Origin of the sequence: Psychrobacter sp. 78a-MNA-CIBAN-0178, assembly GCF_040309625.1 — a bacterium.
GTDB classification, from domain to species: domain Bacteria; phylum Pseudomonadota; class Gammaproteobacteria; order Pseudomonadales; family Moraxellaceae; genus Psychrobacter; species Psychrobacter okhotskensis.
Genome location: NZ_JBEOOZ010000014.1, coordinates 19991 through 32367 on the forward strand (window position 1 = coordinate 19991; position 12377 = coordinate 32367).

Here is a 12377-nt window from a genome sequence, read left to right on the forward strand (position 1 = left end):
TTTTATAATCACTAAATAGATAATCGCTAAATAAATAATCGCTAAATCGATTTCCTATCATAGGAATCGAACTCAAAAAAATTGAGTTTTTGTCAGTATAGACTCCCTTGTGGACGGTCATGGTTGATCCCTTGATGAATGTATCAAAGCTATAGGTAAAAACTTTGGGTAAACTAAAATGAACCTAGAGAATTGATAATAGTCAAAAGGACTAATAATGATTACTTATAATCTGTCTAATAAAATAGATTAATGTAACTTCAAGTAAAACATGTAAAAACATTTATAAATTAGGTACTTATAAGCCAAAAAACTTTAGTGAGCGTCCTGTCGAAAAAGGCAAAAAAATTTCAAACAAAAAAATACCGCCCTTATTAGAAATAAAAGCGGTATTTAAAATTTCAATAAGCGAACTAAGACAAACTGTCCTTTTAGCTCAAAATACTAAAAGTTGGTTCGAGATACCAAAAGTTAGTTCAAGATACCATAGGCACATAACGCATCAGCCACGCGCTTGAAGCCCACGATATTGGCGCCAGCCATATAGTCGATATAGCCATCATCAGTCTGACCATAGTTTTCTGATGCTTCAGCGGCACAATCATGAATATTTTTCATAATACGCTTTAGGCGCTCATCGATTTCTTCAAAGGTTTTATATTGGCGCACTGAGTTTTGTGACATCTCAAGACCAGATACTGCCACACCGCCAGCGTTAGCCGCTTTGCCTGGTGCATAGTGGACACGGTGCAGACGAATATAATCAACAGCTTCGGCAGTCAATGGCATGTTAGCGCCTTCAGCGATATATTTGATGCCGTTTTCAACCATTAATTTAGCATCATCTTCGTTGACTTCGTTCTGTGTCGCTGATGGGATAGCGATATCACCTTTGATGTGCCATGGTTTTTGCTTAGCAAACCACTCACCACCATAAACATCAACATAATCACACAGTGGCTTGCTTTGTGCTTTTTGATTTTTTAGCCAATCAATTTTTTCTTGATCCATGCCTTTTTCATCATACAACGTACCTTGTGAGTCAGATACTGTCAGTACGGTTGCGCCTAGCATATTCGCTTTTTCGGCGGCGTGCAGTGAGACGTTACCCGCCCCTGAGATCAGCACTTTTTTGCCTTTGATGTTTTCGTTTTGCGCAGCCATCATATTTTCTAAGAAATAAACCGCGCCGTAGCCTGTCGCTTCTGTGCGCATTAAGCTACCACCAAAACCAACGCCTTTACCAGTCAAGACACCGCCGTGCTCGCGAGTCAAGTTTTTATACATGGCAAACATATAGCTGACTTCACGTCCACCCACACCGATATCGCCTGCTGGTACGTCAATGTCCTTGCTGACGTACTGATGCAACTCGCGCATAAAGGCATAACAAAAACGGCGGATTTCGCTGTCCGATTTACCTTTAGGATCAAAGTCAGCACCACCTTTACCGCCGCCCATTGGTAGACCTGTTAAAGCGTTTTTAAAGATTTGCTCAAAGCCCAAAAACTTCAATACGGATTGGTTGACGGTAGGATGGAAGCGAACGCCACCTTTGTACGGGCCTAAGGCATTACTAAACTGAACACGCCAGCCGCGATTGACCTGCACTTCGCCTTGATCATTTTCCCAGTTAATACGGAAGCAAATAATACGATCAGGCTCAACCAAACGCTCAAATATCTTTAAATGTTCATATTCTGGATGAGCGTCATACAGAGGTGCGATGGTAAGCGCAACTTCTTTTACCGCTTGCACGAATTCAGGTTGATGGGCATAACGTTCTTCGATTTTTTCGATGGCCTGACTGATACTCATATAGCTTCCTTAAGGTAAAAATTGTGATCTGTTGATATACATCCACGTCTTATCATTTGCTAGCAAACGATAGGATTATAAACGCCGATGTGGGATTAAAACGCTCCTATACACAGGTCGGTATAAAAACTAATGGGATTGAACGCCAACTGTTTGTCTTCTATAAATAATCGGTTAAATGCATAGCTAATAAGTAACAACTATTTTTATCTCATATCTATATATCATTTTTAGGGTCTATAAGTCTAGTAAATATCACCATCATGAAAAATGATGTGACTTTTTTCAGTATAGTTGATGCGGCAGGTTTTTGTTTGTACTCCATAGTCAAACGATGAGCAGCAATTATTCGCTTATCACTAAACCTTTTTAACGAAAAGAATCTATCGCACAATTCACTTGTTAAAAAACGTTAAATTAGTGGTAATGAGGTATAAAAATAAATAACTATTCAATATTTTATTAAAATCTATATCAGAAATAGTGATAAAAAGTAGAAATCGACCACTAAGCAGTAAAATATCTAGAAAATACCTCTTTTATTGGCATAATCGTATATCAATATTATTAGTAAGGAATTATAATGCCCTTCTTAAAGCAAGGATATTTTGGCTACCGCCACTCGTTCACAAATACATACCAACCACCAGTACAGAGAAAGCGATATGCGTACAGATTCATTCCAGCAGATTTTGGAAGACCTAAACAGCTCATCAGCCGATGTAGAAGCATCTGCCCTTATTTCTAACGATGGTCTGATGATTGCTTCAGCCTTACCAACGGGCGTTGATGAAGATCGCGTTGGCGCCATGTCAGCCGCGCTTTTATCCTTGGGTGACCGCGCAGGTCGTGAGCTCGCACGCGGCAGTATCGATCGCATTATGATTCAAGGTGAAAAAGGCTACGTGATTATGACGTCATCAGGAGATGAGGCAGTGCTGACCATTATGGCAAAACCCAATGCCAAGCTTGGTTTGATATTCTTGGATATCAAGCGCGCCTCAGAAGCCCTAGCCAAACTCATCTAATTGGTGAGCATAAAGCACTGTCGATGCCGCGTTATGGTTATCGCTATAGATAACAAGAGATAGCAAGTTATCCGTCCTACTCTAAATTAAAATTGGTGCTATGTCTTATAAAAACTATTTAAGGTAGTGCACACTGTTTATATGAAAGGCTTCAATGATGAGAGAAGAGATGAGCGATGAACTTATTAGAACAATAAAAAATATCTGGCTTATCATTCATTCTATTATCGACCGCTAACACACCAAATCCGCTTTTTAACCCTTATGAATACAACGTTAAATGAAGGAGATTACGATGGGTTCTCCACTCCCTGATGCACAAAAACCTGAGTTACCTGCAGAACAAATCATGCTGACTTATCACGATGGTACATCGCGTACTGTCTATGATACTGGTATTGAACGCCCCTACCCAGACGGCAAGCTTATCGTCTCGCGTACAGATTTGGACGGCATTTTAACGCACGTTAACGACGCCTTTGTCGAGATTAGTGGCTACAATGTCGACGAGTTAATCGGCAAACAGCACTATATTTTGCGTCATCCTGACATGCCTAAAGCGGCTTATAAAGACTTGTGGGATACCGCTGAGTCTGGGCAGAAATGGCACGGTTACGTCAAAAACTTATGCAAAGACGGCAGCCATTATTGGGTATATGCCACGGTCGTGCCTAATATTCGTCACGGCGAAACGGTGGGTTATACCTCGGTCCGCCGTAAGCCATCACGCAGCAAGATTGATGCAGCAATGGCTCAGTATGCTGAAATGAAACAAAATGAGGAAGGCTAAATCATGAGTGAACCCACGTATAACTTATTAATCGCCCCTGATTTTTCTCCTGAGCGCTTTGCCGGTTGGCATATGTTTAACACCCTTATGCAAAAGCGTGCGGGTATTCATATGCATCTCAACACACCGACGTCGTATGCTGAACAAGAAGCCCTTATCAAAGCAGGCAACGTCCATGTCATTTACGCCAATCCCTTTGATGCAGCGGCGCTGATACGCGAGCAAGGCTACCGTGCTATTGCCCGCCCTATCGGCAAATCGGATGAAATGGTCATTGCGGCAGCGGCAAATAGCGATATCAATCGTTTAGAAGATATCCGTGCTGGCGCGACAGTAGCGATGGCGGACAACCGTGATGTTAAGCTGATTGGCTTACGTTTACTCGAAGCGGTTGATATAGAAGATTCGGATCTCAATTGGGATGTCACCGAAACCTACCAAGCCGCCGCGCGCAAAGTCATTAAAGGGGAGGTCCAAGCGGCGTTCTTTTTGGCAGAGATTTTCCATGGCTTTTCACGTCTGACCAAAACCCAGCTATCGGTACTTATCGAAAGTGATTTGGCAGATATCAGTCACGTTTTATTAATCAAAGACGATGTTGCCGATGCCGCAGCGATCACCGATGCTGTCCTGAATTTTAATAAGGATGACGATGGTCAAGAAGCACTGGCTGAACTGGGTATGCCTGAAGGATTTGAGCCTATGAGTGAAGAAGACGCTGAGTTTATGATAGATTTGATGCAGACCTTGCTTGACTAGGGCATGTCTTCATTTCAAAAATGGTGATAAAAATGAGATAAATTGCCGTCAAACAAGAAAAAATAGCGCAGATAATATCGGGATATTAACCAGCTATTTGACGATGTTTGGCAAGATTTAGCCATTTTTAACCCATTTAGATGACTATCGAATGAGTTGAAGACACGCCCTAGTATGTTATCTAGCGTTTTGCTTAGCATTCTGCTTCACCTTGGTTTTATTTTGCTTAGTTAGGTTATCGCCTATGGCACTCGAGTGCGAGCGATGACCTAAAGGACACCATTATGTCTGATGTAGACCTTATTAAAGAAAGTGAGATGGCCGCGCGCAAGGTGTTTCGTTTTTACTCGCGCAAGGTATTCTTGGCGCCCAATAATCGGTATTTTCACGAACAACGTATCAATGCAGCACTGTTATTAAACGAGAAAGAACCGCTACAAGGTGCTGTGGCGGACTTTTTTTATGGCTGCTGGTATGACATTCCTTATGATGTGACCAATTTATTTACTCGTATTCAAGACCGCCTGTATCCGCAGGTTGAGCAGGGTTTTCGCGACTGTATTAATAAAAAAAGCTATATTCAGCGCAATAGTATGCTGGCGACCCGTTGGAGCGTGCTGGTGTCGCCATCGCTGAACGAGCAGACAAAGCGTTTGCGTATCAGTAGCGATGATGCCAAAGAGATTGCAAAAGACATCACCACTGAGCTGATGCAAGCACGCAATAATCAAGACTGGGGCACGATTGAGCAAATCGAAAATGAGTTCTTTGCCCACTGTATCGCGCGCCATGATCGCCTTGCCTTCTCATTAGTTTGGTTTCGCTTAGGCAAAAGCGATTGGCAGTTTGATGAACGTTGGAACCATTGCCAGCAACGCCTTGACCAAACTAACGGCCAGAATATCAAAACTTAACTTATCGCCTATTTAAAACTTCCCAACAACGGTAGCCGCTATGTCTTCTTACTTAAACGCTGATAAAACCTATCTGACCTTAACCCCAGCCGGTATTTTTGAGGCATTTTCACAAAACGAGCCGACCGATGCGCAGCTGTCTTTACAGGATTTATTATCCTATGAGCAGACACTACTGGCTGCTGACTGGCTAGCACGCTACTCTGACGGGTGGTTACAAAGCTTTATTGAACAAGGTTGGATTGAAAAGCTGTCTCTGTTTTTACCCGCGCCCAATCTGCCCTTGGATCAATTTCTACCCTACGTGGTAGCGAGCTTATCTGGTAAGCGCCGAGCAGCCATTGGCTCTGATGAAGGGTTTTGTCTTGCTCGGATTGGCTATAGTCAAGAAGAAGCGGATATGCTGAGTGTGGCGGCCGCTGACTTCTCAGGCTTTATGCTACGCCAAAAGCAACGCGGCTGGGCAGTAGAAAGCCAAGCGATTTCGTTCTTTCAGCAAGTAGACTTGTTGATTCCTGAGACCAGCTTTGTATTCTTATGGATTGATGGTTCAGGTTATGTACTCATCATCGATGGTGAGCCTCTGACCAATAGTCGTGCCTTTGTGGAGTTGGTCTGGGCATTAAAAACGTCTGGACTAAGATTTTTGAATTAAAGTGACTGCCTGACTTTAAGCGGGTCACAATCTAACGTATTAGGCTGGATACCTCGCCTCTATTGCTGCGCCTTAGGATAAGTAATAAGTAATAAGCACTATTCACTTTTTATATAAGCTATTTTTCTACGTTTGCGCCATGTTCAACGTGTCATATAGTGAGTGAAAAGTAATATCGAACCATCATGCACTGCTGATATCAACTTTTCTTGCTTGCTGTACCTGCGCAGACAGAGGCTACAAAAAATTGATATCAGCAATACCGTCGCGTTTTAGAATATTTTGACTATAGCTAATTGCTACTAAATATTTGATAATTAGTTAGCTAATCGGTAATTAGTAAGAATAACCTCCTCAGAATTAACAACAACTTGTCAAATGTTAGGTCATACTATCATCGTCCAAATGAGAATATTTTTTCTACCTATTCTTTTACTTGACGCTTATCACCTCTCCAAGATTTAAACGCTGCAAACCCTACCCAACAGCTTTTCCCCTCATTGAAAGTGGCACCCTCTGCCAAAGCTTGCATTCTTGCTTATTTTTTAGGACAGTTTATGACTTCGCTGACCACTGTGCGCGTGCGTTATCAAACGATTGAAATTGGCAACACCGATATCCATATTTGCACCTTACGTGACAACCAACAATTTAGCGACCCTGACGATGAGGCGCTTAACCTAGGTATTTGCTCGGCTTCTTGGCCGATGTTTGGCGTGATTTGGCCGTCAAGCTTGGTATTGGCCAATCACATGCTCGATTATGATATTGCGGGCAAGCGTATCTTGGAGGTTGGCTGCGGCATGGCATTATCGAGCCTGCTGCTCAATCATCGGCATGCAGACATTACGGCGACCGACTATCATCCGACAGTTGAGTACTTCCTTGATCGCAATACCACCTTGAATAACAATAAAGAGATTAACTTTGAGCGTTTAGATTGGGCAGAAGACAATAGCCACCTTGGCAAGTTCGATATCATTATCGGTAGTGATTTACTCTATGAAGACCAACATATTGATATTTTGGCTGAATTTATCGAACGTCATGCGTTACCAAAATGTGAGGTCATCGTCGTAGACCCTGGGCGTGGGCGCAAAAACAAGCTGACCAATAAAATGCTTGAATATGGTTTTAGCAGTCAACACGTCAAGCCCGAGAATACCACTTATCTTGACTTGCCATTTAAAGGGCACATTTTGACGTTTTCGCGGGATAATAGTAAGTAAATCCTATAAATGGTAATTATAAATACAGTCAATTTTCGATAGTGTTTTGCCATTGCTGCCGCGTTATTTTGTATAACACATGCTTGGCAAGTGGGTGTCTAGCATCAAGCATAGGGTGATAAAAATCTTCCTGTGTATCCGCCATGCCAAGGCGCTGCATGATAAGCTGCGAGTGTCTATTAATGACTGCGGTGAAAGCGACGACCTCGTTAAGCGCTAGAACTTCAAAAGCAAATTTCAGCGCTGCACGCGCGGCTTCAGTGGCGTAACCCTGTCCCCAATAGTCTTTATGCAGCCGCCAAGCAATCTCCACACAAGGCGCAAATGACATATCCGCATGAGCTGCATTTAAACCCACCATGCCAATAAAGCTATTGTCCGCTTTTGGGCCGTCTTTTTCACTCACTGCCCAAAACCCCCAGCCATTATCTGCAATCAGCTGCTGGCATTTATTGGCTATTACATCGCTCAATTTTGGCGACAATAGCTTGGGGAAATAACGCATGACTTCTGGATCGGCATTCATTTCAGCAAATACCCCAAAGTCAGCTGGCTGCCACTGTCTCAAATAAAGACGTTTAGTTTCTATCACCTTTGTCATTGAAGCCTCTATCTGTGATTATGTATCAAGCCAGCCTTGTTGCTTGGCATAAGTCAGTTGCTCAGGCGTGTCAATATCATAGCTGAGCTGATGCTCATTCACGGTACTTATTTGGCTAGAAGACAGTCCTCTAATTAAGTAACGCAGCCCTTTATCTCCTGTTAACGATGCTTGCCATTGTTTTAGCAACTCGTAATCAATCGCTAAAGGCAATCCGATGATATCTTTTTTAAAGGTTTCAGTATCGGCTGTTTTATCTAAATCCTGCCCATTACTCCAATGTCTCAAACTACTATAGCCACTTGCAACCACCATCTGTGTGCCTGCTAGCAAGGTTAGCAAATGCTCTTCATCTAGCAGTACTTGGTCAATCCCCATTATCAAAACACGCTTAATAAGACTGTCGTCAAGATTAACTAACGCCTCAATACCTAAATATAAACTATGCGCCATACCCATTTTGGGTATTGGATTCATTACCGTGTGAACATTGGCATGCTGAGTAGCTAACTCGGTAATTGCACTGGCTATTGATGGATTATCTTCAGGAATAACAATCATAATAGCTTGCGGCTGGGTCACTAAGACCAGCTTAGTCATATAGCAAATTGAGGGTTCGCCCTCTTTTTTTAGCAGCTGTTTTGCTTGGCCCAAACGCTGACTAAGACCACTTGCCAAAATGATAACCGCATGATTTTGAGTCATCATGCGTGGCTCATCATAGTTAAGTCACTATTATCTAAATCTACACATTTAGCTGGTGGCGTTTGTCCATGCATAACCGCGTTTATTTGCGCCATGATACCCAGCGCCAAAGCTTCGGGCCCATCGCCACCTAACTTATAGCCGATAGGATACTGTAGCTTATTGATACCGTTGTTTAAAATATTAGGATCAGATTTAGTAGCCTTAATCTCATCTATCAGACGCTCGGTACGATAGCGCGGGCCTAATTGTCCGAGGTACTTATAGTGATTGGCACGTGTCAATAGTACCGCAAGGCGAGCACGGTCTTGACTGAGGCTATGTGACATCAGTGCCACAGCAGCGTTATGACTGAGCTTTAGCAAAGTATCCGTATCTTCCAACGATAACGGCAGCACTTCATCTGCTTGCGGGAAACGTATACGTGTGGCGTATTGCGCGCGACTGTCTACGACGGTGACATGCCAATCTTGCAATTTTGCCATGGTGACCAGCGGCATGACATCATTGCCTGCACCGCAAATCAGCAGACGGATTTGTGGCTCTAATCTTTGTACCAGCCACTCTGTTGTTAAATTAACGTTGTCATAATGGTCATCATCTTTCACAACAACGTATTCGGTCTTTTTATTACCAAGCTCATGTTGAGCTAGGTTTTCGACCGTATTGAAAAGAGTATTTGAAACATCAAACCCGGCTTGATTTAAGCTGTTACTAGTGCCAATACCATTAGCGCCTATAGTCGTAATTTGTTCTGACTCGGTATAATTATCCAAATTAATGCGCATACCGATTTGCAGTTCAGGATTTGAGTTTTGGCGACTAGCAGAGCGAATTAATGTGGCTATCGTGACGGGTTGCTGCGTACCTCGAACTTGACCAATAACATTCAAAAGCGCCGTCGCTGTCGTTAAGCGCTCAAACAAAACATGTACCCGTCCATTACATCCTAAGCCAAAATTCAACTCGTCTAAATCAAGGTCTGGTTCATCATAGAAATCAACATTTAAAAAATCATTTTCGGACGTCTCTTCTTTAGCAGCTGCTTTCGCTTCGCCATTTTTGGTGTATTCAATATCATCGCCCGTTTGATAAACTTGTACGCTTGCGCCATTACGAGTAAGCCAAAAGGCACGTTTGATAATATGCGGCTCAAGGCAGCCACCACTTATCATTCCGACCGAGCGTCCATCTGCGCATATAAGCATCATCGCGCCAGCACGACGGTACGCTGAGCCTTCTGTATGAACGACAGTAGCCAATACAGCATCAACACCTTGCTGCTGAGCCTCGCTTGCCAGCTTCAGAATGTCAGCGACTTGATTCATAATGCCTCTTATTTAATAATTGTTTTTTGTTAGTGAATTTTTTGCTAGTAATAAAATATACTACCGACTCAGTTACAAAAACCCGCTCAGTAAGCGGGTTCTTGTCATACATAAGCTGATAAAACTACTCTGGCATCTCATAAAGCAGCTTGTCGAGGGTAATCGGGAAGTCATAAACACGCACACCGACCGCATTATAGATAGCATTGGCAATCGCGGCAGCAGCACCTGCAATAGCCGTCTCACCGATACCTTTGATGTGCATTGGATTGGTATAAGGATCATCTTCTTCTACCAATATGACATCTAACTGCGGTACGTCCGCATTAACTGGCACATGATACTCGGCAAGGTCATGGTTACAGAGACGACCGTCACGTTTGTCATGAATCACTTCTTCCATCAACGCTGAGCCAATACCGAACACCATACCGCCATAGCATTGCGACGTTGCAGTTTTGTGGTTCAGAATACGACCAGCGGCAAATGCACCTGTCATACGTTTCACCCGAATCTCACCAGTGACTTTATGAACCGCCACTTCAGCGAAGTTCGCGCCAAAAGAGGCTTGGCGATGGCTCTTACCGTTCTTACCCGGTTTTATCTGGCCTTTAGCAGTGATTTTTTGCTCATCATAGTCAGCGACCACATCCGCAAGCGCATAAGACTCTGTATTATCAAAATCATACTCTTGTGATGCTGACTGTCCTGATAGCGAAAGCCCTGTGGTTTGCGATAGCTTATCAATAGTGCTGTCAGCAAATGATTGGCCGCTCTTTTTGGCAGCCTCCATTGCCGTTAAAGCATGCTCGCCTGTTTTCTTGATTTGACCATTGTCTAACTGAATGTTGTCAGGATACAGACCAACTTTTTCTGCTAGCATTTCACGCAGCTGCTCACAAGCAAGATAGACACCACTACCCGCACTCGCAGCACCCCAACTGCCACCTGAGCCTGATGCTGGTGGCAATGCACTGTCACCTAGTTTCATCTCAACATGGTCGATAGGCAGTCCTAACAGGTCTGCCGCTACCTGAGAAAACACCGTATAAGACCCTGTACCGATGTCTGTCATGTCTGTCTCGATAACTGCTTTGATACCAAGTGCTTTTGACTCATCTACCTGTAGGGTTGCACGTGCTTCAGATGGCTGTAATTGGTTACCACGGGCAGCCGCCGCCATGCCTGTACCTATCCACCAGTCACCTTCTAATTGACTGGCAGGCTTGGGATTATGCTTATCCCAACCAAACTGTTCAGCGCCCTTCTCCATACAAGCGACTAGCTGACGGGTGGAGAAAGGAATCTCTTCGGTAGGGTCCTCTTCAGGCTCATTACGGCGGCGCAGCTCGATTGGATCAATGTCCAGCTGTGAGGCTAGCTCGTCCATGGCACATTCAACCGCAATCAAACCCACCGCCTCACCCGGCGCACGCATCGAGCCTGATAATACTTGATTCATATCTACCATCTGATAATGTACACGGCGGTTTTCACCACGGTATAGATAATGGGTAGATAATGCCGTCGGCTCAAAAAAAGCTTCTCCTGGCAAATTACTGGTCGTAGTATCATGAATAAATGTGTTGATAATACCTTCTTTATTACAACCAATAGCGATACGCTGACGCGTGTTTGAGCGTCTGACCGTTGCTTCCATCACTTGTGAACGCGTCATAGTGATTAGCACAGGACGACCCAGATCTTTCGCAGCAATCGCCGCTGCAATAGATTCAGGAGCAATACCGAGCTTACTACCGAACCCACCACCCACATAGTGTGCGATCAGTTGTACTTGATCTTTATTTAGGTCCAGAGCATCCATGACTTGCTGTTTGCAAGAAGCGATCATCTGATTGGAAGTATACAAAACGAGCTTATCGCCTTCCCAATGAGCCAACGTTGTATGGGGCTCCATCGGAGAGTTGCTTTGACTTGGGGTATGATAAAAGCGATCAACGGTCACTGCCGCATCAGCTAAGCCTTGGTCTGGATCGCCTTGGACATTATTTTTATCAGAGCCTTTTTCTTCATCTACCGCATGTGCGTTAGAGAGCTCTTGAGTAAAGTTTAATGCCGCTTGGTCAGTCTCATCCTTATAAGTCACTTTCAGCGCTTTAGCGCCTTCTGTTGCGGCCTCAAAAGTTTCGGCGATTACAACAGCTATGGGCTGACCATGATAAAACACTTCACTCACACCTTGAGTTGGTGCTTTTGTTGCCCCGCCCTGTTGCGAATTACGTAAGAAGTGCTCAGGATCGGTCACCACTTTGATGATACCGGGAATATCATCTACAGAGCTACTGTCGATACTATCTACTTTGCCCTTGGCAATAGTTGCCCCAACCAAGACGCCATAGACTTGGTTTTCTAGATGAATCTCTGCTGAATAAGGCGCTTGACCACTGACCTTTAATGAGCCATCAACACGGTTGATTGGCTTACCAACTAGCTTGCTTGCCGTTGTACTAAATAGCGTTTCAACAGGCTCATCCATGGTCAGTTTTTTGGTTGGTTCTGACTGTGTGATTGATTCTAATAGTGCCATGA

11 protein-coding genes are annotated in these 12377 nt (G+C 43.7%); 6 read left to right on the forward strand and 5 right to left on the reverse strand.

The genetic code is table 11. From position 1 onward, the window contains the following. Positions 1-471 precede the first annotated feature (471 nt). Entirely contained in the window at positions 472-1818 is a 1347-nt protein-coding gene (gene gdhA / locus AAEY80_RS09210) for an NADP-specific glutamate dehydrogenase (protein ID WP_025650755.1), read from the reverse strand. Positions 1819-2483: 665 nt separating this feature from the next. Between gdhA and AAEY80_RS09215 the strand changes: the two genes are divergently transcribed. The 6 genes from AAEY80_RS09215 (at position 2484) to AAEY80_RS09240 (ending at position 7193) form a co-directional block, all read left to right on the forward strand. After that, positions 2484-2846, forward strand: coding sequence for a roadblock/LC7 domain-containing protein (locus AAEY80_RS09215; RefSeq protein WP_010201036.1), 363 nt, complete (start codon positions 2484-2486; stop codon positions 2844-2846). A gap of 295 nt (positions 2847-3141) precedes the next feature. Then, entirely contained in the window at positions 3142-3636 is a 495-nt protein-coding gene (locus AAEY80_RS09220; protein ID WP_025650756.1) for a PAS domain-containing protein, read from the forward strand. Between the two features lie 3 nt (positions 3637-3639). Continuing rightward, the gene (locus tag AAEY80_RS09225) at positions 3640-4395 is read left to right on the forward strand and encodes a phosphate/phosphite/phosphonate ABC transporter substrate-binding protein (protein WP_025650757.1); all 756 of its coding nucleotides are present in this window, start codon (positions 3640-3642) and stop codon (positions 4393-4395) included. Positions 4396-4679: 284 nt separating this feature from the next. Then, positions 4680-5309, forward strand: a complete 630-nt coding sequence (locus AAEY80_RS09230; RefSeq protein ID WP_025650758.1) for a hypothetical protein — start codon at positions 4680-4682, stop codon at positions 5307-5309. 40 nt (positions 5310-5349) lie between these two features. After that, positions 5350-5964 carry a hypothetical protein gene (locus AAEY80_RS09235; protein WP_025650759.1) on the forward strand — a complete coding sequence of 205 codons (615 nt, stop codon included), beginning with the start codon at positions 5350-5352 and terminating at the stop codon, positions 5962-5964. A 557-nt stretch (positions 5965-6521) separates the two neighbouring features. Further along, positions 6522-7193, forward strand: coding sequence for a class I SAM-dependent methyltransferase (locus AAEY80_RS09240; protein WP_101212512.1), 672 nt, complete (start codon positions 6522-6524; stop codon positions 7191-7193). A gap of 28 nt (positions 7194-7221) precedes the next feature. Here the strand turns inward: AAEY80_RS09240 and AAEY80_RS09245 are convergent, their stop codons facing one another. The 4 genes from AAEY80_RS09245 to AAEY80_RS09260 form a co-directional block, all read right to left on the reverse strand. Further along, positions 7222-7794 carry a GNAT family N-acetyltransferase gene (locus tag AAEY80_RS09245; protein WP_101212510.1) on the reverse strand — a complete coding sequence of 191 codons (573 nt, stop codon included), beginning with the start codon at positions 7792-7794 and terminating at the stop codon, positions 7222-7224. A gap of 18 nt (positions 7795-7812) precedes the next feature. Next, positions 7813-8502: an NTP transferase domain-containing protein gene (locus AAEY80_RS09250; protein WP_350588223.1), complete on the reverse strand. Its 690-nt coding sequence runs from the start codon at positions 8500-8502 to the stop codon at positions 7813-7815. Next, positions 8499-9827: an XdhC family protein gene (locus AAEY80_RS09255; protein WP_201615891.1), complete on the reverse strand. Its 1329-nt coding sequence runs from the start codon at positions 9825-9827 to the stop codon at positions 8499-8501. Before AAEY80_RS09255 ends, AAEY80_RS09250 begins: the two co-directional genes overlap by 4 nt. 124 nt (positions 9828-9951) lie before the next feature. Next, on the reverse strand, positions 9952-12375 hold the full coding sequence (locus AAEY80_RS09260) for a molybdopterin cofactor-binding domain-containing protein (RefSeq protein ID WP_350588224.1): 2424 nt from the start codon (positions 12373-12375) through the stop codon (positions 9952-9954). Positions 12376-12377 lie beyond the last annotated feature (2 nt).

Bases quoted from the DNA above. Each gene is read 5' to 3' on its own strand.
- AAEY80_RS09245 (WP_101212510.1), bottom strand. From the start codon at position 7,794: ATGACAAAGGTGATAGAAACTAAACGTCTTTATTTGAGACAGTGGCAG.
- AAEY80_RS09220 (WP_025650756.1), top strand. From the start codon at position 3,142: ATGGGTTCTCCACTCCCTGATGCACAAAAACCTGAGTTACCTGCAGAA.
- AAEY80_RS09240 (WP_101212512.1), top strand. From the start codon at position 6,522: ATGACTTCGCTGACCACTGTGCGCGTGCGTTATCAAACGATTGAAATT.
- AAEY80_RS09225 (WP_025650757.1), top strand. From the start codon at position 3,640: ATGAGTGAACCCACGTATAACTTATTAATCGCCCCTGATTTTTCTCCT.
- AAEY80_RS09260 (WP_350588224.1), bottom strand. From the start codon at position 12,375: ATGGCACTATTAGAATCAATCACACAGTCAGAACCAACCAAAAAACTG.
- AAEY80_RS09255 (WP_201615891.1), bottom strand. From the start codon at position 9,827: ATGAATCAAGTCGCTGACATTCTGAAGCTGGCAAGCGAGGCTCAGCAG.
- gdhA (WP_025650755.1), bottom strand. From the start codon at position 1,818: ATGAGTATCAGTCAGGCCATCGAAAAAATCGAAGAACGTTATGCCCAT.
- AAEY80_RS09250 (WP_350588223.1), bottom strand. From the start codon at position 8,502: ATGATGACTCAAAATCATGCGGTTATCATTTTGGCAAGTGGTCTTAGT.
- AAEY80_RS09235 (WP_025650759.1), top strand. From the start codon at position 5,350: ATGTCTTCTTACTTAAACGCTGATAAAACCTATCTGACCTTAACCCCA.
- AAEY80_RS09230 (WP_025650758.1), top strand. From the start codon at position 4,680: ATGTCTGATGTAGACCTTATTAAAGAAAGTGAGATGGCCGCGCGCAAG.
- AAEY80_RS09215 (WP_010201036.1), top strand. From the start codon at position 2,484: ATGCGTACAGATTCATTCCAGCAGATTTTGGAAGACCTAAACAGCTCA.